General features: G+C 42.1%; 26 protein-coding genes. 5 read left to right on the top strand and 21 right to left on the bottom strand.

Annotation, left to right across the window (positions count from 1 at the left end):
- Positions 1 to 7: 7 nt before the first annotated feature.
- The 18 genes from AC1DUD_RS02940 to AC1DUD_RS02855 all read right to left on the bottom strand — a co-directional run bounded on the left by AC1DUD_RS02940 (position 8) and on the right by AC1DUD_RS02855 (position 19,109).
- Positions 8 to 670 (bottom strand): DUF2461 domain-containing protein, encoded by a 663-nt coding sequence (locus tag AC1DUD_RS02940; RefSeq protein WP_477371420.1) that lies wholly within the window; start codon positions 668 to 670, stop codon positions 8 to 10.
- A gap of 438 nt (positions 671 to 1,108) precedes the next feature.
- Entirely contained in the window at positions 1,109 to 1,387 is a 279-nt protein-coding gene (locus AC1DUD_RS02935; RefSeq protein ID WP_330861152.1) for a hypothetical protein, read from the bottom strand.
- A gap of 25 nt (positions 1,388 to 1,412) precedes the next feature.
- A complete protein-coding gene (locus AC1DUD_RS02930; RefSeq protein WP_477371418.1) occupies positions 1,413 to 1,988 on the bottom strand; it encodes a DUF420 domain-containing protein in 576 nt (191 codons plus the stop codon).
- A gap of 6 nt (positions 1,989 to 1,994) precedes the next feature.
- Complete coding sequence (locus tag AC1DUD_RS02925; RefSeq protein ID WP_477371415.1) at positions 1,995 to 2,693, bottom strand: SCO family protein; 699 nt, start codon at positions 2,691 to 2,693, stop codon at positions 1,995 to 1,997.
- Entirely contained in the window at positions 2,693 to 3,040 is a 348-nt protein-coding gene (locus AC1DUD_RS02920) for a cytochrome C oxidase subunit IV family protein (RefSeq protein ID WP_330862840.1), read from the bottom strand. The genes AC1DUD_RS02925 and AC1DUD_RS02920 overlap by 1 nt, the downstream gene beginning before the upstream one ends.
- Positions 3,041 to 3,053: 13 nt before the next feature.
- On the bottom strand, positions 3,054 to 3,773 hold the full coding sequence (locus tag AC1DUD_RS02915; protein ID WP_477371410.1) for a cytochrome c oxidase subunit 3: 720 nt from the start codon (positions 3,771 to 3,773) through the stop codon (positions 3,054 to 3,056).
- Positions 3,774 to 3,794: 21 nt separating this feature from the next.
- Positions 3,795 to 4,379: a cytochrome c oxidase subunit 3 gene (locus tag AC1DUD_RS02910; RefSeq protein ID WP_477371408.1), complete on the bottom strand. Its 585-nt coding sequence runs from the start codon at positions 4,377 to 4,379 to the stop codon at positions 3,795 to 3,797.
- A 1-nt stretch (position 4,380) separates the two neighbouring features.
- A complete protein-coding gene (cyoE, locus tag AC1DUD_RS02905) occupies positions 4,381 to 5,262 on the bottom strand; it encodes a heme o synthase (RefSeq protein ID WP_477371405.1) in 882 nt (293 codons plus the stop codon).
- Positions 5,259 to 6,317 (bottom strand): COX15/CtaA family protein, encoded by a 1,059-nt coding sequence (locus AC1DUD_RS02900; protein ID WP_477371402.1) that lies wholly within the window; start codon positions 6,315 to 6,317, stop codon positions 5,259 to 5,261. Before AC1DUD_RS02900 ends, cyoE begins: the two co-directional genes overlap by 4 nt.
- Positions 6,318 to 6,461: 144 nt before the next feature.
- A complete protein-coding gene (locus AC1DUD_RS02895; RefSeq protein ID WP_477371399.1) occupies positions 6,462 to 8,351 on the bottom strand; it encodes a cytochrome c oxidase subunit I in 1,890 nt (629 codons plus the stop codon).
- Between the two features lie 20 nt (positions 8,352 to 8,371).
- Positions 8,372 to 9,556, bottom strand: coding sequence for a cytochrome c oxidase subunit II (locus tag AC1DUD_RS02890; RefSeq protein ID WP_477371396.1), 1,185 nt, complete (start codon positions 9,554 to 9,556; stop codon positions 8,372 to 8,374).
- Between the two features lie 49 nt (positions 9,557 to 9,605).
- On the bottom strand, positions 9,606 to 10,874 hold the full coding sequence (locus tag AC1DUD_RS02885; protein WP_477371393.1) for a quinol:cytochrome C oxidoreductase: 1,269 nt from the start codon (positions 10,872 to 10,874) through the stop codon (positions 9,606 to 9,608).
- A gap of 13 nt (positions 10,875 to 10,887) precedes the next feature.
- Entirely contained in the window at positions 10,888 to 11,472 is a 585-nt protein-coding gene (locus AC1DUD_RS02880) for a c-type cytochrome (RefSeq protein ID WP_477371390.1), read from the bottom strand.
- Positions 11,456 to 11,992, bottom strand: coding sequence for a DUF3341 domain-containing protein (locus AC1DUD_RS02875; protein WP_330858586.1), 537 nt, complete (start codon positions 11,990 to 11,992; stop codon positions 11,456 to 11,458). Before AC1DUD_RS02875 ends, AC1DUD_RS02880 begins: the two co-directional genes overlap by 17 nt.
- Positions 11,993 to 11,997: 5 nt before the next feature.
- A complete protein-coding gene (gene nrfD / locus AC1DUD_RS02870; RefSeq protein ID WP_188834475.1) occupies positions 11,998 to 13,470 on the bottom strand; it encodes an NrfD/PsrC family molybdoenzyme membrane anchor subunit in 1,473 nt (490 codons plus the stop codon).
- Between the two features lie 26 nt (positions 13,471 to 13,496).
- Positions 13,497 to 16,559 carry a TAT-variant-translocated molybdopterin oxidoreductase gene (locus AC1DUD_RS02865; RefSeq protein WP_477371386.1) on the bottom strand — a complete coding sequence of 1,021 codons (3,063 nt, stop codon included), beginning with the start codon at positions 16,557 to 16,559 and terminating at the stop codon, positions 13,497 to 13,499.
- Positions 16,560 to 16,595: 36 nt separating this feature from the next.
- Positions 16,596 to 17,876, bottom strand: coding sequence for a c-type cytochrome (locus AC1DUD_RS02860; protein ID WP_477371383.1), 1,281 nt, complete (start codon positions 17,874 to 17,876; stop codon positions 16,596 to 16,598).
- A 252-nt stretch (positions 17,877 to 18,128) separates the two neighbouring features.
- The gene (locus AC1DUD_RS02855; protein WP_477371380.1) at positions 18,129 to 19,109 is read right to left on the bottom strand and encodes a deoxyhypusine synthase family protein; all 981 of its coding nucleotides are present in this window, start codon (positions 19,107 to 19,109) and stop codon (positions 18,129 to 18,131) included.
- Positions 19,110 to 19,314: 205 nt separating this feature from the next.
- Here AC1DUD_RS02855 and AC1DUD_RS02850 point away from each other — a divergent pair, with 205 nt between their 5' ends.
- A complete protein-coding gene (locus AC1DUD_RS02850; protein WP_477371377.1) occupies positions 19,315 to 20,442 on the top strand; it encodes a BamA/TamA family outer membrane protein in 1,128 nt (375 codons plus the stop codon).
- A gap of 173 nt (positions 20,443 to 20,615) precedes the next feature.
- On the opposite strand, the gene AC1DUD_RS02845 is transcribed toward AC1DUD_RS02850, so the two are convergent.
- Positions 20,616 to 21,218, bottom strand: coding sequence for a hypothetical protein (locus AC1DUD_RS02845; RefSeq protein ID WP_477371373.1), 603 nt, complete (start codon positions 21,216 to 21,218; stop codon positions 20,616 to 20,618).
- 44 nt (positions 21,219 to 21,262) lie between these two features.
- Here AC1DUD_RS02845 and AC1DUD_RS02840 point away from each other — a divergent pair, with 44 nt between their 5' ends.
- The 4 genes from AC1DUD_RS02840 to AC1DUD_RS02825 all read left to right on the top strand — a co-directional run bounded on the left by AC1DUD_RS02840 (position 21,263) and on the right by AC1DUD_RS02825 (position 24,989).
- Positions 21,263 to 22,138 (top strand): transglutaminase-like domain-containing protein, encoded by an 876-nt coding sequence (locus AC1DUD_RS02840; protein ID WP_477371370.1) that lies wholly within the window; start codon positions 21,263 to 21,265, stop codon positions 22,136 to 22,138.
- Between the two features lie 162 nt (positions 22,139 to 22,300).
- Positions 22,301 to 23,830, top strand: a complete 1,530-nt coding sequence (locus AC1DUD_RS02835) for a sensor histidine kinase (protein WP_477371366.1) — start codon at positions 22,301 to 22,303, stop codon at positions 23,828 to 23,830.
- A 3-nt stretch (positions 23,831 to 23,833) separates the two neighbouring features.
- Entirely contained in the window at positions 23,834 to 24,511 is a 678-nt protein-coding gene (locus AC1DUD_RS02830; protein ID WP_477371363.1) for a LytR/AlgR family response regulator transcription factor, read from the top strand.
- Positions 24,512 to 24,611: 100 nt separating this feature from the next.
- Positions 24,612 to 24,989, top strand: coding sequence for a nuclear transport factor 2 family protein (locus tag AC1DUD_RS02825; RefSeq protein WP_477371360.1), 378 nt, complete (start codon positions 24,612 to 24,614; stop codon positions 24,987 to 24,989).
- A 410-nt stretch (positions 24,990 to 25,399) separates the two neighbouring features.
- On the opposite strand, the gene AC1DUD_RS02820 is transcribed toward AC1DUD_RS02825, so the two are convergent.
- Positions 25,400 to 25,828 carry a hypothetical protein gene (locus tag AC1DUD_RS02820; protein WP_477371357.1) on the bottom strand — a complete coding sequence of 143 codons (429 nt, stop codon included), beginning with the start codon at positions 25,826 to 25,828 and terminating at the stop codon, positions 25,400 to 25,402.
- Between the two features lie 103 nt (positions 25,829 to 25,931).
- Positions 25,932 to 26,378, bottom strand: coding sequence for an ankyrin repeat domain-containing protein (locus AC1DUD_RS02815; protein WP_477371354.1), 447 nt, complete (start codon positions 26,376 to 26,378; stop codon positions 25,932 to 25,934).
- Position 26,379 lies beyond the last annotated feature (1 nt).

Below are 26,379 nucleotides of genomic sequence, written 5' to 3'. Positions count from 1 at the left end.
TATCGTATTACGCCAAGGCGTTCTTCAAAAATACATTAAGCGGATGGATCCTGCTGCACATATCTATCACCGTTTTTTCCGATCCGGATTGGGTTAATTCTTTATCTGTAAGTTTATGCCAGCCCACAAAACTTTTTAGTTTTATCAGGTCGAGGTTTTCGTTATCCGGCTCGTAACCCTTTGGCAACGACTTAAGCTGCTCCTGTTTCCTAAAGTCGCCAAATAGTTTAATAAACTCTTTATCATCTATGATCTTTTTCAGATCGGCAGCATTATAATCAATTTCCTGGCGAATAGCTTTAAGATGAGGAGCTTCGGGCATCCAGTATCCGCCGCCGATAAACGAATTGCCGGGCTGGATGTGCAGGTAATATTCAACGCCACCGCCTTTTAAGCCGGATGTTGGGAAACTTACCCCAAAGTTATTTTTATAAGGTGCTTTATTTTTACTGAAGCGAATGTCACGGTAAATGCGCATCACGCATTTTTTGGCGTCAAGGTTCTCGTCCATGCCTGCCTCAATTTTACGCACGCCCTCAAGCACCTTCGCTGTAAAATCAATTACATTTTCACGGGCTTTATCGTAGCGCTCTTTGTTTACAGCAAACCATTCACGGTTATTATTTTCGGCGAGATCTTTTAAAAAATCAATACTTTCCTGGTATATCATCGGTATCTAAATAGCTTTGGTAGTGTATTTTGGGTGACAACCAATACAACAAAAACACACGCGAATATCTGAAATTTACAGGAGCAAGGAAAAAACACCCTAAAATTATAGTACCGAGATATAACCACGGCGAATCCTGATTGTGGGTAGCCAGGTAAGTAAGCCATGCTATCCCCAGGGCCTCACCAACATTCAGGGCATAACTCACATACATTGCCGCGTAAAAGTAACCGGGCTCTATTTCAAAAAAAAGATCACAATGAGGGCAGTTAAGATTTATTTTATTGGAGAAACTATAAGGACTTCCCTTAAACATATCGCCCCGCCTGCAGCGCGGACATTTACATTTAAGCATAGCCCATGACTTTGGTGTTTGGGACACGATAAGTATCTTATGATGTTATGAAGACAGCTGTTGCCGGGTCGCAGTCCCGCTTCTTAATTCAGATTAAGCTTTTCGCCGCGCATATCAAGCTTGACATCTTTACGACGGTATTTTTTATACCAGATGTAGCCACCTAATGCAACAGCAAAATAAGGAGCGCCCAATAAAAACAAGATGCCATTGTTTAAACCTCTTGTTTTTGAGCTGCCGCTTTGCGCATTGGTTTCAACCGTGGCAGCACATTGTGCACACTGGGCTTTTACAGGCTCACGGGCAATCAACATCAAGCCAAGGGCCATTACAAAAAGGATAACTTTAAAACCTTGTTTCATAAGTACAAATTTAACTAATTATAAATTAAAAATGATAAAACGGACGGATCATTAAGTAAACAACCACGCCGCTCGCCGTAACATACAACCAGATAGGGAATGCCCAGCGTACCAGTTTACGGTGTTTTTCAACCTGCATTTGCAACCCGCGGTGAAAACTCAGTAATATTAACGGTAAAACGGCGGCCGCAAGTATAATATGGGGCGTTAAAATGGATAAGTATATTGTCCGTAAAGATCCCGCTGAAGCCCGTTCTGCTTCCGACAAATGTCCGTCGCCATTGATATCACCGTAAACAATTTCGTTACGCATCAGGTAGTGAAATAATACATATGATGCCAGGAAAAGCGCCGAAAGGCAAAACGTAATAATGTTAAGCCGTTTGTGTAAGGTTATGTTGCCTTGTTTAATTTGATACAGCGATAGAAGCAGTAGTAACGTACAGGTTCCGTTCAACACCGCGTTAAGCATTGGCAAATAGGGCGTAAAAGCAGGAGCTACTGCCGGCCCCGGAATAAGGTGCCTGTTTAAAAGAATAACAAGTGCAATTACAACTATGGTAACAACCGCTACAAAGCGGATTATAAATTTATCGCTCATGGCTAATTAATATAGGGCCTTATCAACTTTACGAAGTTCTTCGGCTATCAACACTTTTATCTCGTCGTTAAGGCGGTTTACATCTGGCGTAACTGCAGCCTTGTAGTAGCCCCTGATGCGGTGTTCCTGGTCAACAAGTACAAAGTTATCACTGTAAACGAAGTCATCGCCGGCCTTTGCCGCATTAACATAAAGACCGTTGCGGGCAAAGCTGTAAACAGATGAAGTATCGCCGCTGCACATCAGCCAGCGGTTTGATTCGGGCTTGAAGGTTTGCAGGTATTTATTGAGTACCTCCGGGGTATCGTGTTCGGGATCAACGGTGATGGTCAAAAAATAAACCATCTTGTTTTTATAATAGGTACCCACCAGCCAGCTCATGTTTTTGTTGATGGTTTGGCAAACGGTAGGGCAGTTTTTATAAAAGAAGTTAATTACAAAGATCTTTCCATTTATTGTAGCCAATGTAACCGGCTTGCCATCCTGATCGGTCAGTTTAAAATCGGGAATGGTATGGTAAATGGTATCAGGGATATACTTACCATGAAACTTGTGGCCTGTTTTGGCAACCACCTTCGGCCCGAAAACAGCCAGCGGCTTGTACCTGTTTTTACCTTTAGCGGTAAGTAAATAATATAAAAATCCTGGTACTGCTAATATGAGCACCAGGATCAGGATCTTTTTTAATATAGAAGCCTTGTTCATTATAGCGGAAACCGCAGGTCAACCCAATGGTGGCTTTCGTTTGTAAGTACCAGGATCAAACCCACTATAAATATTACCGGGATTGCTAACGATAACACTAAACCAAGTTTTTCAAATTTCAAGTGCATAAAATATGCTACGATATAGAAAGCTTTAAACAAGGTTAAAACAATATATACAGGGTTAGCATACTGTATAGGAAGGATGTTTTTTGGCACGCATACAAGCGCTATAATAAACTCTATAATGGTAATACCCAATAATATAAAGAACACTTTCCAGATCCTGCCTTTGGTCATGGTTTCGTGCTCACCATCATGGTGAACTTCGTGTGATTCTGCTGACATATGATAAATATTTTTAAACTAAGTAAAAGAATGTAAATACGAATACCCAAACAAGGTCTACAAAGTGCCAGTAAAGACCAACCTTTTCAACCATTAAGTAGCTACCGCGTTTCTCATACGTGCCCTTTAACACGTTAACGGTGATGATGATATTGATAATAACCCCTGTGAATACGTGGAAACCATGGAAACCCGTAATAGTAAAGAACAGGTTAGCAAACTCCTGAGAGGTCATATGCTGTACCGCTTCAGAACCACCCGTAAATAAATGCTTCAGTTCTTCTGCCGGAGGAACGCTACCCCACCAAAAACCTTCGTGGTGTAAGTGTCCCCATTCCAAAGCCTGGCAGCCAAGGAACATGAAACCACCTATAATGGTTGCTATCATCCACCCAATAACTTCCTTTTTTGAGTTACGGTGGCCAGCCTCAACAGCCAATACCATGGTAACAGAACTTGCAATGAGGATAAAGGTCATTATACCCACGAAAACCAATGGATAACCGCTATCAACAACACCGGGTACTGATTGAAAAACCTTATCTGCACCTGGCCATACGCTTGCGCTGAAACGCAGTGAACCGTAAGCTATCAATAATGATGAAAAGGTGAACGCATCCGAAAGGAGGAAAAACCACATCATTATTTTTCCGTACTCCACGTTGAACGGGGATCTTCCTCCCGACCAGGGCGAAGTTTTTACTTCGTCAATTTGTGAAACTGTTGTACTCATCTGTACTAATCTATGGGTGTATTAATTATGATTCAAAAGTAAAAAAACATACAGATAAATCCATATAATATCGAGAAAATGCCAGAAAATGGAGGTTAATTCCATTTTAAACATATTCCTTACCTGGGGGATATTACGGTATGTACCTATAAGTGTATTTATTAGCAATAACAGAGCGGCCAAAATGTGCACTAAATGCGCGCCAACAAAAACGTATACAAAGGAGCGCGAAGCGTTAGGATCAACAAAATAGATCTGCATTTGGTAGGTTAACACATAGCAGGCATAAATTTGTAAGGCAAAAAATGCCAAACCCAGGCCTAATGTGATCCATAGATACAGCTTCTGCTTGTCAAACTGTAATGCCTTTGCAGCCTTCGAAGCTAAAAACAACGAACCGCTGCTTAATACTATAACAATAGTGCTATACAAAAACGACTGGGGCATGATCACGTTTAAACCGTGACCGCTACCGCCCGAATAAACGATAAACCCGCTGGTAAAAGCCGCGAAAAGCATAAATGATGTGAATATGAAGATCCACATATTAAACTTTTTGGCACCAAGGTTAAGCCTGTCGTTATCTTGTTCCATCCTTGCCATCATCTCACTTAACTATAAAATCTACTAAAAACATTATTTGAACTAACGGCAGGTAAAAGAACGAGCCGAACATTAATTTACGCGCCTCGGGTATTTGACGGGTACGCAGCAACATAAATGACTGGTATAAGAATATTAAGCTGCATATCAATGATACTCCGCCTACCCAGTAACCACCATAACCGTAAAAGGTTGGCAACAAACTTACGGGGACTAAAACAATGGCAAATATAAACGTAATTACCGCACTTGTTAAATCTCTTTTGCCCGATGGTAGTAACCTAAAACCTGCCAGCTTATAATCATCATCCAAAACCCAGGCAATAGCCCAGAAATGAACAAACTGCCAGATAAACTGAATTGCAAAAAGGATTAAAGCTATCTTATCAATATGCCCATATTCCTGATTATGACTATGTGGCTGTGAAGCTACATAACCAATAAGTGGTGGCAAGGCTCCTGGAATGGCACCAACAAAAACAGCTATGGGCGATTTCCGTTTTAAAGGCGTATAAGCAAACGCATACAACAAGATAGAGAACACCGATAATAAGCCCGTTAAAAGGTTTAAACTGCCCAACAGGTAAGTACCTGCCATGCCCATGCCCAAACCCAATACCAATGCCTGCCCGGTGGTCATTTTACCTGAAGGGATTGGCCTATCCATGGTGCGCTTCATCAGCTTATCCAGATCCTTTTCAATGATTTCGTTGAAAGCATTGGCTGCAGAAGTAACCAGGAAGCCCCCTACGATCAATTTAATCCAATCGATCCAGACAACGTAACCGTTAGCCCGACTCCCGATTAAAAATGATATTGATGCCGAAAACACTACCAAAGAGGTAAGTCTCGTTTTGATCAGTTTTGAAAAATCAGCCCATTTCATCTGCTTACCTCCCTACCCTTAACACCTTGAAATAAATTCAAAAGCAAATAAAACTGTGCCCCAAATATTAAACTCGCCAATACAATGTGTGCGGCCTGGGCCACAGGTGGTAACGCGAGATATGATAATAAGATCCCGGTTACTATCTGTAACGTGATCATTAAAAATGTAAAGCTCATCAGCTGCTGCTGAATGGAATGCCTGTTAAACCCTTTACGGATCAAAGCAAATAAGGCAACATTCAATATCAACACCAAAATGGCTATATCCCTGTGATGCTGAAATATTTCACCCGCGTTAGTGATCCAATCTTTACGATAACCGCCTTGAAAGTGATTAGCCACCGCATCTATTTTCTCCCGCACCTCGGTACCGAAAGCGATTTGCAAGATACTTACAAACAGCGCAGCAAGTGTTATTATGTAAACCAAAGGTGACGAGCCCGAAGTACTCTTTCCCGAGATTCTCGCTACCTGATACGTATAAATGCAAATAGCCAAAATAGCCAACGCCAAAAGCATGTGTACAGTAACTATCCAGGCGACTAAATTAGTTGATACTACAATTGAACCTAACCATGCCTGGAAGCCTACAAGCAGCAGGTTGAAAATGCTTAGGATAGCTATTCTTTTATCTGTTTTCCAATAGCTAAAAGAGAATACTACCGAAAGCAGGAGGAAAAGACCCGATAAAGCGCCGATAAGACGGTTGATGTATTCTGTCCATGTTTTACCTGCGTTAAACTCTTCAGGTACAAGGATAGAACGGTCTTCACGGATACGTTTTGCCAGATCACTGTACCCAAACACATCAAGTGTTTTCGCAAAACGCTGGTTCTTTTCAATGCGTTTAGCTACGTACTTCTGTTTATAGTCTTTAGGGAGATCGTTTACGTCAGTAGGCGGGATATATCTTCCGAAACACTTCGGCCAGTCGGGACACCCCATACCTGAACCTGAGCTACGTACAACACCGCCGGCAAGAATCAAAACAAACAGCAGAACAATGGTTGTAATATTGATCTTTTGAAACCTATTTTTTGCAGCTGTGCTCATCTAAATATGTCTAAAAATTTAGGGTACCCATTCTGAATTTGAAGATTTGAAAATTTATTGATTTGAAAATGTGATTTTCAAATTGTTCAGATTTTCAAATCTTCAAATTAGGTAGGTACCCTAAAAGATCAGATAAGTATTAATTTATTTTACTTGTTCGTTTGCTTTCAGCGTACTTGTAAACTTGTTAAGTTCTGCTAAACCTGCAGGATTATCTTCGAAATCATGCGGTTGGTTTGAGCTCATAGTTTGCGAGTAAGGAACAGTTTGAGGGATATAATCCTCTTCGGCTCCTGGTTTGCTGTAATCATATGGCCAACGGTAAACAGTTGGAATTTCGCCTGGCCAGTTGCCATGCAAGTGCTCAACAGGAGTAGTCCACTCCAATGTATTTGACTCCCATGGATTTTGAGTTGCTTTTTGTCCTTTGAATATGGATACAAAGAAGTTATAAAGGAAACCAAACTGTGTAAGTGCAGCGATAATAGCGGCCCAGGTAACAAACGTATTTATGGTTAACCATTTTTGCATTGAAGCAAATTCGGTGAAGGCATAATACCTACGCGGTACGCCGTCAAGACCCATAAAGTGCATTGGGAAGAATACCAGATAAGCGCAGATAAATGTTAACCAGAAGTGCAGGTAACCTAATTTTTCGTCCATCATACGGCCGAACATTTTAGGGAACCAGTGGTAAACACCCGCAAGCATACCAAATATAGCTGCCGAACCCATTACAAGGTGGAAGTGGGCAACTACGAAGTAAGTATCGTGCAAGTTGATATCCAAAGCAGCGTTACCCAGGAAAATACCTGTTAAACCACCTGAGATAAAGAATGACACCATACCGATAGCGAACAACATGGCAGGCGTGAACCTGATGTTACCACGCCAAAGTGTGGCAAGCCAGTTAAATGTTTTTACTGCCGATGGAACCGCAATGATCAACGTAGTGATCATGAACACACCGCCCAGGAACGGGTTCATACCCGTAACAAACATGTGGTGCCCCCATACGATGAACGATAATACTGTGATACCAATCAGGGAGTAAACCATCGCATGGTAACCGAAGATCGGTTTACGTGAATTTACCGACATGATCTCAGATGAGATACCCATCGCAGGCATAATAACGATATATACTTCCGGGTGACCCAGGAACCAGAATAAGTGCTGGAACAGGATAGGGCTACCACCTTCAAACGGTTGCTGTACACCGTTTAATACGATATCAGATAAATAGAAGCTTGTACCAACGCTGCGATCAAATATCAGCAATACAACACCGGCAACTAAAACCGGGAATGCAAGGATACCTAATATAGCAGTAAGGAATAAAGCCCAGATAGTTAAAGGCATTTTCCAAAGGTCCATACCTTTTGTACGCATGTTTAATACAGTACTTACGTAGTTGATACCACCCATTAATGATGATGCTACGAACAATACCATACTGATCAGCCACAAGGTCATACCTTCACCAGAACCCGGCATCGCTTTTGGCAAGGCAGATAATGGTGGATAGATTGTCCAGCCACCGCTGGCAGGGCCTTTTTGTACAAAGAATGATGACAACATGATAACACTGGCTAAAAAGAAGAACCAGTATGATAGCATGTTCATGAATGGCGAAGCCATATCACGCGCGCCTACCTGCAACGGGATCAATAGGTTGGCAAAAGTACCGCTCAAGCCGGCAGTTAGTACAAAGAATACCATGATGGTACCGTGTATGGTAACCAAAGCAAGGTAAAAATCGGGACTGATACGTCCGTTAGGTGCGAAACGACCTAACAGGGTAGTTAACAGTGGAAATGTTTTATCAGGGTAAGCAAGCTGGATCCTAAACAGGATTGACAAAATCATTGCGATAACCGCCATAGTAATACCTGTGATCAGGAATTGCTTGGCAATCATCTTGTGGTCCATGCTAAATACATATTTAGACAGGAATGATTGGTCATGGTGGTGTTCGTGACCGTGTTCGTCGTGGTGGGCTCCTGCGTGGTCGTGAACTGCTAATGTTGACATATCTCTATTTCTTATCTTTATTAATTATTTAACGCTAACCTATTTGTTGAAGCACCGCTCTGCTCATTGTTTGCTGCCGCAAAATGAAGCTCTTTCCTTAAAGCATCATTGAGGTAAGGCTTTTGCCTTGACAACCATGACTGATATTCGGCTTCGGTAACAACACGTACAACTTTTTGCATGTTGTAGTGGCTTCCACCGCATATTTTGTTGCAGTAAAGGGTATATTCAAATTTAGGGTCGTCTAATTTTGTACGCATCTCTGCGGTAGTAATGGTCGGAGTAAATTTAAAGAAGGTTGGTAAGCCTGGTACCGCGTTCAGCTGAACCCTGAAGTGAGGCATGTAAACGCTATGGATCACATCCTGGGCCAGGATATTCAACCTGATTGACTTATTAACCGGCAGATACATAGTATCAACCCTTAAATCATCAAAGCTGCTTTTCTTTTTAAAGTTAACACCAAGGTTATTAGCACCTGTAACCAAACGGAAATCCTTAGGGCCTAATACACCATCTTTACCCGGGTAACGTAATTCCCAGGCAAACTGGTGACCGGTTACATCGATATTAATATCGCCTTTAAGGTCTTCACTGTTCATGATCTTCTGCCAGGTAAAGAAACCAAACACAACCAGGATAGTCAGAACGATAGCTGGCGCAATTGTCCAAACTTTTTCAATAGTGTTATTGTGAGGAAGAAAGTGTGCACGGCGTTTATCAGAATGACGGTATTGGAACAGGAATCCAAACAGCAGGATCTGGGTAACAAAAAATACTATCATTGTTAAAACAGTAGTGACAGTAAACATCTCATCTATTTTAACACCATGTGCTGAAGCTGCTTCAGGTAAGGTCATGCTACCCTGTTCAGTAAATGACCAATAAGATCCATAAAGACCGGCAATAAGGAAAACAAGACAAATTACAGCCATCACGGTATTCCATTTGATGCCCTTTTTTCCCTGCATTTTTAGGGTAAGATCATACACCTTAAGGATTTTGCCAACAATAGCAATACCTAAGCAGATCAGGAAAAATATCAGCACGTAATATGCCACCCCGGTCCAGTCAACCTTAGGGGCTTCTTCCTGGGCCGCACCGGCAGCCGCAGTTTGCGCCATCAGCAGGTTTGTGCCCAGGAGCATAAACGCAGCGAAGAACGATAGTAGTTTTTTAGAATTTATTAGTTTTCTGAATCCCATTTTAGTAAGCTGTTTGGTATTCTGTATTTTGGTGCAAATGTAATAATTATTATATGTGATGATGAAGGCTTTCCTGTAAGAACGGGTGTTTTTTAGGAACCAGTGATTTAAACTTAGTTAAAGCTGTCATCGCTGTGAACGTAAATAAACCTCCAAATCCAACAAACGTACCTATCTCAATCCAGCTGATTTCAGTTAACCAAGATGAAGTTGGGCCAACTGTACCAGGCATGATCATCATGAAGTAATCCAACCAGTGACCGATAATCAGGATAATACACATGATCTCAACAGTACGATAGATACGTTTAGAATCACGTGACATAAATACCAGCAATGGTGCAAGGAAGTTGATCACGATATTAAACCAGAACCATGGTTTAAATTCAGGCTCCCATCTTTTAAAGAAGTATACTGTTTCTTCTGGTATGTTAGCGTAGTAGATCAACAGGAACTGTGCAAACCAAACGTAAGTCCAGAAAATAGAGAAACCGAAAATGAACTTGGTTAAGCTATGCATGTGGTCTTCAGTAACCCAATCAAAGTAACCGATACGTTTTAATCTGATCAGTGTAAGTGTAATAACAGATAAACCGCTCACCCACATTGCAGCAAAGTTATACCAGCCAAACATAGTCGAGAACCACTCAGCCTCTAATGACATGATAGTATCAAAAGCGTATATCGGAGTAGTAAAGCCGAAGATCACTAAAAACAGACATGACATATTGAAGCTTTTTTTGTAGTAAAACATACCACCAACTTCATCTTCCGACTCTGAATATTTAGCCAGCAACCAGCCAAATACACAATATGAACCAAGGAAACAAACCAAACGGATCACAAGTCCTACTTTGTTCATATACCCCGATTTGCCGGCTATAACAGCATTGTAATTTTCGCTGTGAGGATCAGTAACACCAACGGCTGCCCAAATTTTGTATAAGTAAGGGGCAACAACCTGCTTACCTTCTTCATTGGTTACTGTATGGGTTAATGAAAACCCTGCTATAACTACAACAATGAGTGTAATTGCAGCAATCGGAAGAACTTTTCCAAAAGCCTGAGGGATCCTGATCATTGAAGCAGACCAACCGGCTTGCGCAGCATACTGTACCGCGCAAAAGAAAATACCGCACATACAAACCGCAGCAAAGTAATAGGTCATCAGCAGCAGGTTAGCAAAAGTCCGCTCAGCGTAGCCAGTTGCAAAACCAGCAAGGATGACAACCAAACCAATCACGATGCATATCAAGCTCCATGTTTTGGCTTTGCCGACAAATTCGTATTGCCCGTCAAAATTATTATGAGTCTTCATTAATATCTTTTTCTTATAAGGTTTGTAAATGGTGAACATACATGATCACTTTCCAGCGTTCTTCGGGAGCAAGCTGAGAAGCGTATGAACCCATAGCATTTACACCGTAAGTAATGGTATGATAAATTTTACCGTCTGTAAGGTCTTTCATGTTACCACCGCGTGATGACTGACCTTTTGAATATGATGGGGGAGCCGGATAACCGTGCTGAACCACCAATCCATCACCCTGACCGTTAACACCATGGCAAGGAGAGCAGAAATGCTCAAATAAGATCTTACCGTCGGCGTAGTTAGCCTGGGTTTGAGCCAGTACTGTTTTTACCTCAACGCTGGCTAATTCATAACCATCTTTGGTATTTGGATAATCAAATTTGGTAAAGCCAACCGGTATAGTTCCCGCAGGCGGCAACTGAGCAGTTTTACCATCTTTAAAATTGTTATTTTTCTGATCCGGATCGTATGCCAAATGCTCGTACATATTAGGTGCATACTCCCAACCGGTGCTCCTTTTATCTTTGCACGATGTAAAAACTATCGAAGCAGCGATAATAGTAACTATTGTTCCTAATATTTTAATTTTATTCATAGCTAACATATTTTCTGTCGTTATGCTTAACTTCTGTAGCGCCCGCTTCTTTTAGTAAATTAGTTATATCGTCGTGTGGAATATTCCCCTTAGCATTGATAGCAATTATAAACTTATCATCGGTTGCACGCAGGTCCATTACCCTTGGCGCACGGCCCGGAAAAAGGTGGCTTGCAAAGAAGAAAGTAAATGTCATACCAAACGAGGTCCACAATACCGTCCATTCAAATGTAACCGGGATAAAATCGGGGATAGCAAAAAAGTTTTTACCACCGATATTGATAGGCCAATCGTGAACAAGCATATAGTAAACCATGCTGAACATTATAGTGCCGCCTAAACAGCCAAACATAAATGCTGCATAACCAAGGCGCGAATCTTTAATATTCAGTTTAGCCTCGATACCGTGGATAGGCATAGGCGTATAAACGTCATAAATAGGTACGCTGTTCTTTTGCAGCTTATCGATCCCATGCATCATGTCATCGGGATCATCAAAAACGCCTAATATATATTTAGTGCTACTCATTAGTATTATGCTTTTAAGTATTCAGACTGTTCAACACTATCAAATTTCTCCAGCGAAGCGATATAAAACTCTGCTTCGGCAGGTACAACATGGCCTTCGTCCATAAGTTTCTTCTTAGCCTGCTCGCTTGAGCTCTTCAGCAGTAATTTCACCTCGGCCATAGCCACTGATGGTAATACCCTGATAAACAACAGGAACATGGTAAAGAATACACCTATTGAACCGATGAACACGCTCACGTCAACCCAGGTTGGATAGAACATAGCCCAGCTTGAAGGTATAAAGTCGCGGTGCAGTGAGGTAACGATAATTACAAAACGCTCAAACCACATACCGATGTTAACCACGATTGATAATACCCATGACAACGGAATGTTGGTACGGATCTTTTTGAACCAGAACAGCTGCGGGGTAATTACGTTACAGGTCATCATGCTCCAGTAAGCCCACCAGTACGGACCGGCAATACGGTTTGCGAAAGCATATTGCTCATACTCGTTTTGTGAGTAGAAAGCGATGAACAACTCTGTTAAGTAAGCCACACCTACTATCGAACCGGTTAACATGATGATCTTGTTCATCGATTCGATGTGGAACATGGTGATATAGTTCTCCAAACCTAAAACCTTACGTGCAATAAGCAACAGGGTTTGTACCATGGCGAAACCTGAGAAGATCGCACCCGCAACGAAGTATGGAGGGAAGATGGTGGTGTGCCACCCCGGTTCCAGTGAAGTTGCAAAGTCCATTGATACGATGGTGTGTACCGAAAGTACCAGTGGGGTTGAAACACCTGCCAGGATCAACGATACGGTTTCAAAACGCTGCCAGGTTTTTACTGAGCCTGTCCAGCCGAATGATAATACCGAATAGATACGGCGGCGTAAGCCTTGAGCACGGTCACGGATGGTAGCGATGTCAGGCAATAAACCTGTGTACCAGAATACCAATGAAACCGAGAAGTAAGTTGAGATTGCAAATACGTCCCAGATAAGCGGCGAGTTCCAGTTTACCCATAACGAACCATATTGGTTAGGTAATGGTAACGAATAGACTGCCATCCATGGGCGACCCATGTGAGCGGCGATATAAGTGGCCGCACAGATTACCGCGAAGATTGTCATCGCCTCGGCCGAACGGTTAATTGAGTTACGCCAGTTTTGACGGAACAGCAACAACACCGCCGAGATCAGCGTACCGGCGTGACCGATACCTACCCACCATACGAAACCGGTAATGTCCCATGCCCATCCTACTGTTTTGTTAAGCCCCCACTCACCTAAACCAAACCAAAAAGTCCAGCTGATCGCGAAAACCCAAAGTGAGGCGCCAAGTGAGGCCACACTAAAACCGATCCACCAGGCTTTACCCGGCATATTTTCTACAGGGCGTAATACATCATTCGTAATTTTTGCATACGTGATGTCTTTACCCGTAATTAACGGTTCCCTTATTATTGATTCACTATGAGATGCCATATATCTTAATCTCTGTATATAAAAATTTATGCCTGAGCTTCAGTTTCTATCAAATTCCTAACTTTTGTCTGGTAACCAATACCTGGTTGTACGTTAAGCTCTTCAAGCACGTAGTAAGTTCTTTCACTTGCAAGTGCTTTTGAAACTTCAGAGTTAGGATCATTCCTGTTACCGAACACGATAGCGTTAGCTGAACATGTTTGTTGACAAGCCATTTTGACCTCGCCGTCTTTAAGCGGACGTTTTTCAATTTTAGCTTTCAGTTTACCAGCCTGGATACGTTGGATACACATTGAGCATTTTTCCATAACACCACGGAAACGTGTAACTACGTCTGGGTTAAGTACTAATTGTGTATGCTCACCTTGCAGGTAGTTGTCAAAACGTGCGTCGTTCCAGTAGTTGAACCAGTTAAAGCGGCGTACTTTGAACGGACAGTTGTTTGCGCAATAACGTGTACCTACGCAACGGTTATAAGCCATGTGGTTTAAACCTTCAGACGAGTGAACGGTAGCTAATACCGGGCACACAGTTTCGCAAGGCGCGTGGTCACAGTGCTGGCAAAGCATTGGCTGGTGAACAACCGATACATTGTCAAAGTTCTCAAGCTTATCAATTTCCTTTTCTTTGGTAACTGCTTCTTCGCTGTTGCCGTGGTCATTGTAGCTATAATAACGGTCGATACGGATCCAGTGCATTTCACGGCGACGTGAAACCTCATCTTTACCTACAACCGGAATATTATTTTCTGCAGAACATGCAACCACACAAGCACCGCAACCGGTACAAGCGTTAAGGTCGATAGCCATTACCCAGTCATAAACAGGGCGGTCATGGTTATCCCAAAGTGATTCGCCGTTATAATCTTTACGGCCATGCTCGTTACCACTGCCTGCTGCCGGATTCTTTTTGTATTCAACAAAAGTAGCCTCGCGGATCACACTCCTGCCCTCGTATGAGTGGTGGGTTTGTGTTTGAGCAAGCGGTGATTTGTAACCAGCCGATTTAAATGAAGCTACAGCAGCAGTTTGGAAAGTGCCATTGCTTAAGCTGAAGAATGGGAAAGCGTTTTTACCAACGTTGTTACCAACCGGACCAGCATTTGTACGGCCATAACCTACAGCAACTGATAAAGTGCCCTGGGTTTGACCTGGCTGAGCCAACACCGGTAACTCAACTGAGTAACCATTAGCGTCAATCTTGATCACATCACCTTCTTCAATTTTCAATTTCTTCATATCAGAAATTGACATCGCAGCGAAGTTGTCCCAGGTAACTTTTGAAACCGGATCAGGAAGTTCCTGTAACCATGGGTTGTTACCACGTTTACCATCACCTATAGCCTGGCTAACATAAAGCTGTAATTCAAATTTGTCACCATCGGCGGCAACAGCTTTGCTCTGGGTTAATATTTTTTGTGTTACACCGGCAAGGTCAAGGCTAAAGCTGTAAGCGCCTGCTGTTGCAGGAGCAGCTATCACCATACCTGTTTGCAACAGGGTTTCCCAACCTTTTTGGCCAGATAAGCCACCTTTTGCCAACAAACCTGCATCCCAGGTTTTGCGTACGTAAGTGTAATAATCTTTTATTGGGTTTTCCATCCAAACCAATAAGCTATGCTCGGCTTGGCGGGTGTTATAAACCGGGTTAATGGTTGGCTGAACTACTGTGTAGTAGCCTTCAACAGCGTTAGCATCACCCCATGACTCCAGGTAGTGGTGATTTGGAGCATTAACGGTAGCCAATAAAGCTGTCTCATCGTCATGATCAGCAAATGAAATATTTAAACGAACGTTTTTCAACGCTGCTTTAAACTCATCATTTTTATAGTAATCATAAGCAGGGTTAGCATTCAGGAATAATACTGCCCCAACATCACCGCGTTTTACTTCGCTTACAAATTCAACAAATGCAGCGTCGTTACCGGCGTATTGTTTTGAAGGATTATCTAAGTCGATAGTAGTGCCGTAGCTACCTAATAAGGAGTTGATAGCATTAACCAACACTTGTGAAGCAACATCGTTTGATCCTGAAACAACCAGCGCTTTACCCTTAGCAGCTACTAATTCTTTAGCAGCTAACTGGATAGCGGTATCAACTTTTTTGCTGCCGGTTGCTTTTGAACCAGGTAAAGTAGTACCAGATATTGCGTTATAAAGGTTTATTAATGCAACACCAATTTCTGATGGTTTGGTAGTGATACGGGCATCGGCGTTAGTACCGGTCATGCTCATACCAGTTTCAAACTGAATGTGACGTGACATTTTTTTGTTTGCCAGCGATTTGCTGTTACGGTTTGATACGTACTGGCGGGTAAATTCTTCGCCCGAGATCCAGGTACCTAAGAAATCAGCACCGAAACTTACAATTACATCGGCTTTATCAAAGTTGTAGTGCGGCAATACTGCTTTACCAAAACTGTTTTGATTAGCCTGGATGATACCGGTGTATGAAACCGCATCATAATTGATATGTTTTGTAGTTGGGTATTTAGCAATGAACTCGGCAATAACTGCTAAAGTTGAAGGGCTATAAACAGTTGAAGTAACCAAACGGATACCTTTACCTGCTGCAGCAACAGCTGCAAGCTCTTTAATAACAAAAGCATCAACCTCGGCCCAGCCTGCTTCGCTGCCTTTTAATTTAGGGTCTTTTAAACGGTTATCATCATACAGGTCAAGTACCGAAGCCTGGGCTTGTGCACTTAAACCGCCTTTTGAAAACACATCGTTAGGGTTACCTTCAACTTTGATAGGGCGGCCTTCGCGGGTTTTAACCAAAATGGCCTGACCTTCGTAGGTTGAAGAATAGTAGTTAGCCACACCCGGGGTAACCTCTTCAGGTTTAATCAGGTACGGAATTGATTTATGCACCGGCACTTTCTGACAAGCCGCCAATGTAACTGCACCAACACCAAAGCCTAGCGCCTTTAAAAAGTCGCGGCGAGGAGTTTTAGCTGATAAACCAGATCCGCTAAGCACTTCCTCGATAGGAATTGGCTCTGCAAATTCGTTTTTATTTTTCTCAACAAATTCTGGTGTTCTGTTTAGTTCTTCTAAACCTTTCCAGTATTTTTTATTGCTGTCCATTTAAGCTATATAAACTGTAATGCTAAATTCTTTTTATTAATAGTGACACTTACCGCACTCGATACCACCTAACACGGCGGCTGTAACTTTCTCACCTTTCTTGATCTTATCGTGTGCAGCCAGGATGCTGTCATAGTAAGCATTGCCTTTACCGTTAACTTCGGTACGTTTGTGGCACTGGATACACCATTTCATGGTAAGCGGAGAGTACTGGTAAACCTCTTTCATTTCCTGTACCGGACCGTGGCATTGCTGACATTTAATACCACCAACTTTTACGTGTTGTGAGTGATTAAAATAAGCTAAGTCAGGCAGGTTGTGGATACGTACCCACTGGATTGGTTTAGCCTGAGTGCTGTCATACTTCTGTGTTTTTGGATCGTAACCCAAAGCGTCATAGATCTTATGTATCTCTTCCGACTCGGTTTTAACAACCTTATGGCAATTCATACATACGTTTAATGAAGGGATTGAAGCATTTTTTGACTTGTATGCACCTGAGTGACAGTACTGGCAATCAATTTTCATGATACCGGCGTGCAACTCATGCGAGTATTTAATTGGCTGTACCGGCTGGTAACCCTGGTGTACGTTAGTGTTCCACAAAGAAACCCAACCCCAGCTGCACATGGCAACTGTACCTGCAACCAATATAAAGAATACCAGTTTTTTGTTTTTAAGGATCTTCCTGATGAATTCCTTTTTAGCGTCAACTACAACAGCGCCTTCGGCAGTAACAACTTCGTCCTCAATAACAAGGTCTTTGTTTTTAAGTAGGATACGCTCTAAAGAACCTACTACCCTATTTAATACCAGGATAACGATGAAGGCGATAACGATGATACCGATCAAACCGAAAACAACCACTTCGCTTGGGCCGCTTTCAACTTTGGCACCAGGAGTTGCAGCACCTGCCGCAGGCTGAGACTTCATGTCTTTCCATGTAGTACGTACATAGGTTAAGATATTGCCTACGTCTGCATCGCTAAGATCAGCGAATACGGTCATGCCCGACTGGTTGTACTCATTATAAATTTTGAGTGCCTTAGGGTTTTTAGCAGCAATCAGCGCCTGGTTGTTCTGGATCCACTGGATAAGATATTTATCATCAGTTTCTTCAGTAAGTTGCGGGCCTAAAGCCGGACCAATTAAACGGGTGTCGATTTTGTGACAGGTAGTACATTTTGATTTGAAAATGGCCTCGCCTTTAGCAGCGTCAGTTTGCGCGAACGCAGTAGATAAACTCCAAAAAGCAAACCCGGCAATCAGTAAAACCGACCTTGAGAATTGTTTAAGAATCAATGAGAAACTTCTCATACAGTGTATTTATGCTAAATAATTTTTATATTAATGATTGAAACTGTTGTAAGATGTATGTTTCATCGGATATTTACAGGCACAAAAGTATAATTTTATACACTATCGGTGACACATAAATGACACCAACCTATAATTTATAATCGTTCTAAATAGTTAAAAAACCTCATTTAAACGCTGCTAAATGCATATTAATGTCATTTGACATTTTTTTAGAATAATTACAATCCAACTTTAATTATAAAATTTTATCTATTGTTTTAGTAACCAGGCAAAAATAAGCGGTGCAACAATGGTTGCGTCACTCTCTACTATAAATTTAGGGGTGTGGATATCAAGCTTACCCCAGGTTATTTTTTCGTTAGGAACAGCCCCAGAGTACGAACCGTATGAAGTAGTTGAATCAGAGATCTGGCAGAAGTAGCTCCAAAAAGGCACATCATGCATTTCCATATCCTGGTAAAGCATCGGCACAACGCATATTGGGAAGTCGCCGGCTATACCGCCACCTATTTGGAAAAAGCCAATGCCTTTGCCCGATGAGTTTTCAGTATACCATCCGGCAAGCCATGCCATATACTCGATACCGCTTTTCATTGTTGATGCCTTTAGCTCGCCTTTAATTACGTATGAAGCAAAGATGTTACCCATGGTTGAATCTTCCCAGCCCGGTACTACAATAGGCAGGTTTTTTTCGGCAGCAGCCAGCATCCATGAATTTTTTGGGTCAATTTCATAGTATTGCTCCAGCTCGCCGCTTAATAATATTTTGTACATATATTCATGCGGGAAATAACGCTCGCCGCTGTCATCAGCATCTTTCCATATCTTGTGGATATGTTTTTGCAAACGACGGAATGCTTCTTCTTCAGGGATACAGGTATCGGTAACGCGGTTATAGTGATTTTCGAGCAAATCCCACTCTTCCTGCGGGCTCAGGTCGCGGTAGTTAGGTACCCTTTTGTAATGTGAGTGCGCCACAAGGTTCATGATATCCTCTTCAAGGTTGGCGCCTGTACATGATATAATAGCAATTTTATCCTGGCGGATCATCTCGGCCAATGAAATACCCAGCTCGGCTGTACTCATGGCACCGGCCAAAGTTACCATCATTTTACCGCCTTCTTCAAGGTGTGTTTCATAGCCTTTTGCTGCGTCCATTAATGCCGCGGCGTTAAAGTGCAGATAATTTCTTTCAATAAACTGCGAAATAGGTCCTCTTGTAGTGCTCATAATATTTCAATAAAATTTCAGCCGCAAAAGTAGACATTTTAGTTAAATTGGATTTTAAATGGAACTTTATCTTTTTATAACCATTTCATCCCTAAAATTAACCTCACATCCCCCCTACCCCTCCTGGATTGTCATCATAATTTTAAAATACTGTCCACAGAACCTTATAAAGCAAAATGGGTTATATTAGCCACTGCAAACACCTATGAAAAAACTTGTTACCTTAATACTGTTCTGCGCTCTTTCAACCAGTGCCTTTTCACAAATATCCCGGGTTGTAAAGCGGATGTATTTTGATAAAGATACCACCCGCAAAAGCAGCTTTGTTATTTTGCCTGTTTTAAGTTCGGCCCCCGAAACCGGGCTTGAAGTTGGAGGTGCCGGTCTGCTGTCCTTTTACACCGATACTTCAAAACTCAACACCCGCGTATCCAACGTTTTTGGCTATGCTTCCATAACAACCAAAGGGCAAAGTCGTGTTAGCCTTACCAGCAGTTACTGGACTCCTGGAAATAAGTATCACCTTACTGCCGGCATTAGTTACATCAATTTCCCTTTTGACTTTTTTGGGATAGGTAACAACACATTAAAGGCCAATACTGACAGAATTGGCCAAAAACGCTTTAAAGTAAACGTTATAGCCGAAAAACGGATAACTAATAACCTATATGCAGGCATAAACGCCGGAGCCTGGGATTACAGCTTCAGGGACGATGACAAAACAGGCATATTTTATACGGATCCACGTGTTGAATACCGTGGCGGCGGCCCAAGCGCCTACATAGGCCCCACCATTGTATTTGATAACCGGAACAACAACACTTATACCACCAAAGGGCTCATCGTAAACACTTATTTCCAGGCCATACACGGCATGTTTGGCAATAACGATTATAAAGGCGGATTTTTCAACATTGAATATTCCCAGTTTTTTTTATTGGCGCCTAAATGGGTACTTGGCCTTGATGTACAGGAACAAAGCCTTACAGGCAGTACTTCACCATTCTATTTACTGCCCGATCTTGGCAGCGATGAGCTGATGCGGGGTTATTACAACGGCCGTTTCCGCGATAGGAATATGTTAGCCGGCCAGGCCGAACTCCGTTATCGTCTCAGCAACCGTATAGGCTTCGCTGGTTTTGTTGGCGGTGGTGAGGTTTTTAAAAGCAGCTTCAGTACTTCCGAACTAAAGCCGAACTATGGTGGTGGTATCCGTTACTTTTTTGATGTGGAAAAAGGACTGGCCGTACGTGTTGATTACGGCGTAGGCCAAAAGATCCCTAACGAAAAAAGGCTAACCGGCTTTTATATCGGGCTGGGACAGTCGTTTTAAGGTTGTCTGAATCAGAATTTGCAGAATTTTAGGATTCACAGAATTTCAAAGCTATCTAAATCACAGAGTCTGGAGGGTTCGCGGGATTCCCTATCAATGTTGACAGAGGTTTAAACATAGCATTATTTTATTCTGAAAATTCTAAAATCCTGTAAATTCTGATTCAGACCCGTTTAATACCTCACCCTAAAATCTTCCTTACTCATACCCTGCTTAAAAAACACCAGGCCAATATAAAACAGGTCAATAGTCACCCTAACGCGTTTATCAGCTTTCAACTGCGCCCAGACGTATTTTGTGTTTTGTGTGCGATGGATATTCGCAAGTATTACAACAGTATCGTCATGAATGGCCGGTATTAGTTTTTCAAGATAATTGGCAGGATCTTGCTTTAATACATCTGCCAAAATCATGTCAGCAAGGCCAACATCCGATAGTCCGGTCAACGCTATGCTTTGTGATTTGAGGGCCGCTTGTTTGATAACAAACTCTATGATATAATCTTTGTTATCAGCAACTACAACGCGTTCGGGCTTAAAATGAACAGCGAAACGATAAAGCAGCTTGTAGACTTTAAGCGGCATGGTTTTTATCATGCGCTTGTCAGGATGTTGTTTTTGGAGGGTGTTTTCAATCTCACGGTACACTTTTTGGTCATGATAATCGTAAATAACCGTATCAATCAGCTTGTAAACAAATGGAGAGTGTATGCCGTGCCTGTTGTTGGCCCCAAAACGGTGCCGCAGGTAATTAAGCCCATACCTTATATTATACATCGCTGTAAAAATAGAAAAGGTTTAGTATTTTAGCATTACAGCGTATGATAAATCCAACCGAAGTAAATTCACTGATCCGGCTGCTGGATGATCCGGACAGCGAGATCTTTGACCATGTGTATAACAAATTGTTTTCATATGGCGCCGAGGCTATAACCTACCTCGAATCGGCTTTTGAGCAGGCTTTTGACCCTATCCAACAGGAACGCATTGCCAACCTTGTGCATGAGATCCAGTTCAGCAACCTTAAAAACGACCTGAAGCTCTGGAACCAAAGCGGTGCGTTCGACCTGCTGCAAGGCATCCTGATCATTAACCGCTATCAATACCCTGATCTTGATGAACAAAAGGTTATAAACCAGATAGAGGCCATTAAACGCGACATATGGATACAAATGATCAACGAGGCCAGTCCGAAAGAACAGGTAAAGCTTATCAACCATGTATTTTACAATATTTACGGTTTCAGCGGTAATACCGCCAATCATCTCGATCCGCAAAACAGCTTCCTGAGCCAGGTATTGGAAACCAAAAAAGGCAACCAGATCTCGTTAGCCATCATCTATTCTATCATAGCACAAAAACTGGATATCCCGGTTTACGGCGTTAACCTGCCTCAGCATTTTATCCTCGCCTATCTTGACGAAAGCATGCACAGCGAGTTTGAAAGCGGCATTCTGTTTTACATTAACGCCTTTAACAAGGGGCTTTTGTTTGGCAGGCGTGACGTGGATATGTTCCTAAAGGGTCTTAATCTTAAGTTTGATAAACAATTTTACGAACCCTGCTCCAATACCGATATTATCAAACGTGTCATCCGCAACCTAATCAGCGCGTATGAAAACCTTGGCTCGGCAGAAAAAGTAAGGGAATTGAATGAGTTGTTAGAAATAATGGATGATGCACCCTCCGCCCCCTAAAGGGCTGACCTTGATTTGCAGGGTATTTTACCTCCAAATTGCAAACTATTGTCCCCCCTTTAGGGGGTAAGGCGCACTTCATCACACCGATCCTGTATTTCATCCCATTTATTTATTCAGTAGTATTGTGCATTATACCTTGCGGGCATAATTCAAAACACTATGAACGATCTGCTTAAAAAAAACCTTAACCTTCGCAAAATTGAATTTTGGGCCGCAACTGTTATTTATGTTTTTGCCGCAATATTATTGCTGGCCAAAGTAGCTAATAGCGGCGAGAGAGAAATCTGGACACCCTACAGGTATATGTTCAATAACTATCACCTGCATTACTCCTATTCTAAATATTACTTCTTCCCTCAAATTTTCAGGTACACCGGCTATTATGGCGCCTTTTTACTTTGGAACTTTGTCATCGTTCCTGCCTTAGCCGAGAAAAGGCGGGTTGCCTGGAACATCATTTTGGGATTAGCACTCCTTACAGCCCTTTGGGGTTTGTTCGGCATCACGGATACCTGGTTAAAAGGTTACCTGTTTTACCATAAATCGGCCGATTATGTATATAACCTTGTTTTTAAAACCAATGTGCTGTACGCGTTATGGGTGATGATGATGCTCACTCTTTACAGCATGATCAAATACTCGGCAAATTTCCTGTTAGGTAATGTGGATAAGATACAGGCAAAATACAGGGTGCTTACCCACGATTGTATCATCGCGATTGTAGTTTTTATGATTATTGCCTTTATGATGGCTCTTTCGGATCTCCCTGTTGAGCTGATCACGACTTTCATAGTAATAGCACCAGTAGCCATAGGCATTTATGCCTTATCATTTTATAGTTTAATACCACAAACGCTGGCCAAAAATCGAGGCATTTTTAATTATCTGCTCAAAATTGCAGGTATTATGTTGATGATCAGCCTACCAATAGGCATTTTAACAAACCTGATATTTGAACATTCGGATTCGATATTTATTATTGGCGGTTTTAATTGTGGCATACAATTACTTATTACAAGTCCGTTTGCATGGATCATTTATAAACGCAAACTGGCAGGTAACCAGGAAATCACGTATCTTAAAACCGCCCTTGGCCGCTCCACTGCCGATCTGGACTTTCTTCGATCACAAATCAATCCGCATTTTTTATTCAATGCTCTTAACACCCTGTATGGCACTGCCCTGCAGGAAAACTCCGAGCGTACCGCCGAAGGGATTCAGCGCCTGGGTGATATGATGCGTTTTATGCTACAGGAAAACATGCAGGAAAAGATCCTGTTGGTACGCGAGATCGATTATCTGAACAATTACATTGCCCTGCAAAAACTCCGCACCCAAACCTCGCCTGATATCAGCATCGTGCTGCAAATTGAAGACCACGTGAATGCCCTGCAAATTGCCCCAATGCTATTAATCCCCTTTATTGAAAATGCATTTAAACATGGCATCAGTCTGCGCGAACCATCACATATCAACATCAGCCTTCAAACCAAAGAGAATACGCTTTACTTTGATGTGCATAACAGCATCCACCCTAAAATTGCTAATGATACCGAGAAATATAACAATGGTGTAGGGCTGGAAAATGTTAAACAGCGGCTCGTTCTTTTGTACCCCAACAAACACGAGCTGGTGATCCGCGAAAGCGCCAAAGATTTTTTCATACATTTAACCATACAACTGCAATAAGCTTTGATTACTGCCATAGCCATTGATGATGAACCCATAGCACTTGATGTGATCCGCTCGCATGCTGCGAAGGTGCCTTTCCTTGATCTCAAGGCCGAATTTACCGATGCCTTTAAAGCAATGGATTACCTGCAGCGCGAGCCGGTAGACTTGCTGCTCCTGGATATTAAGATGCCCGATATTTCGGGCATCGACCTGTTAACCTGCCTCAACAAAAAACCGCTGGTAATATTTACCACTGCCTATACCGAGCATGCCGTTACCAGCTTTGAGCTTGATGCGGTTGACTACCTGCTAAAGCCATTCGCGCTTGCCCGTTTCATCAAAGCCTGTAACAAAGCGTATGAGTTATACAACTTCAGGAACACTGCCGATGTTAAGGATTACATTTTCCTAAAAACAGGTTATGAGCAGGTTCGTGTTAATTTCGACGACATTTACCACCTGGAAGCTACCGGCAACTACGTAAATTTTATTTTAAAGGATAGCAAGGTACTCACCCGCATGACCATTACCGAAGTTGAAGCCCTGCTACCGGCCGAAAAATTCATCCGCATTCATCGTTCGTTTATTGCTGCTGTAAGTAAAATTGATAAGATAGAACGCCACCAGGTAACCATTAATGGCTTTATGCTGCCCGTAGGTGGCGCTTATATTCAGAATTTGGGGATGATCAAATGATATTAGCCGGTCGTGGAGACACAATCGGGGGACATGGACTGTGGAGAATAGAAAGATTGTCCCCGTTGCCCGTGTCCTCACGGGCAGTTATATTTGTACTATGCAGCAACGTGAACTTATCATCAGCAATTATGTCAAAGCCTACAACAGCTTTGATGTTGAGGGCATGCTTAAAGACCTTGCCCCAACCATAAAGTTTGAAAACGTATCTAATGGCGATGTAAATATGGAGCTTGATGGCATCGAAGCCTTTCAAAAACAGGCCAAACAGGCAGCTCAGCTCTTTGAAAGCCGTGAGCAAATTATCCGCTCATTTAAACATACAGGTAACAAAACCGAAATAGCTATTGATTATAACGCCGTTTTGGCCGTCGACCTGCCTAACGGATTAAAGAAAGGTGATGAATTAAACCTGAAAGGACATTCCATTTTTACTTTTAACGGGGAGAAGATTGTTGGAATAATGGATATTAGTTAAGATAATAGGAGCATACAGAGTTAATCAAAACATTTGGTTTCAGAAGGAACGAGTACTTATCCAACACGTCATTGCGAGGCACGAAGCAATCCCTAATAAGCAGAGTAGCTATGCATATTCGGCCTCCAAAGTCGGGGATTGCTTCGTATCTTATAATGACGTGATTGTAAGTCATTGATTATTAAGTATGTTTTTTTGGATCAATTTTATAACATGGGCGTTGCCTGCGGCCCGGGCTTTCCGTTACAAGTCCTCGCTTTGCCTTCACACAAACCCGGCGCACGCTCCGGGCTTTTCACTGCAATCCCTAACGCGGCCCCCGCACACCGTAGCTAAAATATGTTTTATACGTCATCACGGTTTTTTCAGGGTTTCCCTGATGGTTACTCGCAATGACGCTTTTTTTTAATCTACTCTACTACCAATTTCTTCAGCGCGATCCCGATAGTAGCCGTTTTCCGTTTCACGGCCGGGCCATAGCTAAAGGCTATTTTATACATCTTTTTTGATTTGATCCAGTTGATAAATTTCGGGTCGCAAACCGCATTCAGTTTATAAACATACTGCTCGGGCTGGGGCTTGACTTCGGATACTGCTATGTATATCGAACCTGGTGTTTTACAATCGGCCGGGGCATCGGTATTGCCCTGTTGTTCGGCAACCAGGTATACTGCTATGTTAAGCGTTTTATGATCGGTATACACGTAACGCTTTTGCAGGTTATTTAAAACGTAGGCAAGGTCCTGGTTGGGTACGCTTTTGTATTTGATGGATTGGCCGATAACGTTAAAGCAGGCACCGGTGATGAGCAACACTGCTAACAGCATTCTTTTCAACATAAAATGATCATTAAGGTCGAACTTTGTACTTTCAAAAAAGACTGTTTACCTCAACAATAAAATTTGATTACTGTTTTATTGATCTGTTAAAAATCGTCAAGTCTTATTTCGGGCTATCTTCTATAATCTTAATGGCATCTGGGTGGTTGCCTTCTTTCGCAGCCGACAACACCGTATTTCCTTCTTTGTCTGTAAAATGGACATCAGCACCATTTTTTAACAGATAACTGATAATGTTTACATTGCCTTTGTTTGCCGCATACATTAAAGCCGTGCTGCCAAACCAGTCTTTCCAGTCAATTTCAACTTTATGATCAACCAAAAGTTTAACCATTTTAAATTGATCTTGCTGAACAGACAGCATCAGCAAACTCATATCGAAATTCATCACCTTGCGTTTGAAATTGACATCAGCGCCTTTATTGATTAAAGTTTCGGCCAGGGTTGTATCATTTGCATTTACGGCTTTGTACAATTGCTCGTTAATTGCTTGTGCCTTTACCCAAAAGCCCAATAAAATGAAGACCAGGAGCAGGATAAGTTGTTTCATT

This window comes from Mucilaginibacter sp. P4_A11 (assembly GCF_056402535.1).
This window is presented reverse-complemented; position numbering and strand designations above follow the sequence as displayed.

Coding starts and splice junctions, on each gene's coding strand:
- AC1DUD_RS02925 (WP_477371415.1), bottom strand. CDS start 2,693: ATGAACAAGGCTTCTATATTAAAAAAGATCCTGATCCTGGTGCTCATA.
- AC1DUD_RS02840 (WP_477371370.1), top strand. CDS start 21,263: ATGATAAATCCAACCGAAGTAAATTCACTGATCCGGCTGCTGGATGAT.
- AC1DUD_RS02850 (WP_477371377.1), top strand. CDS start 19,315: ATGAAAAAACTTGTTACCTTAATACTGTTCTGCGCTCTTTCAACCAGT.
- AC1DUD_RS02940 (WP_477371420.1), bottom strand. CDS start 670: ATGATATACCAGGAAAGTATTGATTTTTTAAAAGATCTCGCCGAAAAT.
- AC1DUD_RS02835 (WP_477371366.1), top strand. CDS start 22,301: ATGAACGATCTGCTTAAAAAAAACCTTAACCTTCGCAAAATTGAATTT.
- AC1DUD_RS02820 (WP_477371357.1), bottom strand. CDS start 25,828: ATGTTGAAAAGAATGCTGTTAGCAGTGTTGCTCATCACCGGTGCCTGC.
- AC1DUD_RS02910 (WP_477371408.1), bottom strand. CDS start 4,379: ATGATGGCAAGGATGGAACAAGATAACGACAGGCTTAACCTTGGTGCC.
- AC1DUD_RS02815 (WP_477371354.1), bottom strand. CDS start 26,378: ATGAAACAACTTATCCTGCTCCTGGTCTTCATTTTATTGGGCTTTTGG.
- AC1DUD_RS02885 (WP_477371393.1), bottom strand. CDS start 10,874: ATGAAGACTCATAATAATTTTGACGGGCAATACGAATTTGTCGGCAAA.
- AC1DUD_RS02845 (WP_477371373.1), bottom strand. CDS start 21,218: ATGTATAATATAAGGTATGGGCTTAATTACCTGCGGCACCGTTTTGGG.
- AC1DUD_RS02865 (WP_477371386.1), bottom strand. CDS start 16,559: ATGGACAGCAATAAAAAATACTGGAAAGGTTTAGAAGAACTAAACAGA.
- nrfD (WP_188834475.1), bottom strand. CDS start 13,470: ATGGCATCTCATAGTGAATCAATAATAAGGGAACCGTTAATTACGGGT.
- AC1DUD_RS02875 (WP_330858586.1), bottom strand. CDS start 11,992: ATGAGTAGCACTAAATATATATTAGGCGTTTTTGATGATCCCGATGAC.
- AC1DUD_RS02890 (WP_477371396.1), bottom strand. CDS start 9,556: ATGGGATTCAGAAAACTAATAAATTCTAAAAAACTACTATCGTTCTTC.
- AC1DUD_RS02860 (WP_477371383.1), bottom strand. CDS start 17,876: ATGAGAAGTTTCTCATTGATTCTTAAACAATTCTCAAGGTCGGTTTTA.
- AC1DUD_RS02900 (WP_477371402.1), bottom strand. CDS start 6,317: ATGAGCACAGCTGCAAAAAATAGGTTTCAAAAGATCAATATTACAACC.
- AC1DUD_RS02930 (WP_477371418.1), bottom strand. CDS start 1,988: ATGAGCGATAAATTTATAATCCGCTTTGTAGCGGTTGTTACCATAGTT.
- AC1DUD_RS02935 (WP_330861152.1), bottom strand. CDS start 1,387: ATGAAACAAGGTTTTAAAGTTATCCTTTTTGTAATGGCCCTTGGCTTG.
- AC1DUD_RS02915 (WP_477371410.1), bottom strand. CDS start 3,773: ATGAGTACAACAGTTTCACAAATTGACGAAGTAAAAACTTCGCCCTGG.
- AC1DUD_RS02895 (WP_477371399.1), bottom strand. CDS start 8,351: ATGTCAACATTAGCAGTTCACGACCACGCAGGAGCCCACCACGACGAA.
- cyoE (WP_477371405.1), bottom strand. CDS start 5,262: ATGAAATGGGCTGATTTTTCAAAACTGATCAAAACGAGACTTACCTCT.
- AC1DUD_RS02855 (WP_477371380.1), bottom strand. CDS start 19,109: ATGAGCACTACAAGAGGACCTATTTCGCAGTTTATTGAAAGAAATTAT.
- AC1DUD_RS02880 (WP_477371390.1), bottom strand. CDS start 11,472: ATGTTAGCTATGAATAAAATTAAAATATTAGGAACAATAGTTACTATT.
- AC1DUD_RS02825 (WP_477371360.1), top strand. CDS start 24,612: ATGCAGCAACGTGAACTTATCATCAGCAATTATGTCAAAGCCTACAAC.
- AC1DUD_RS02920 (WP_330862840.1), bottom strand. CDS start 3,040: ATGTCAGCAGAATCACACGAAGTTCACCATGATGGTGAGCACGAAACC.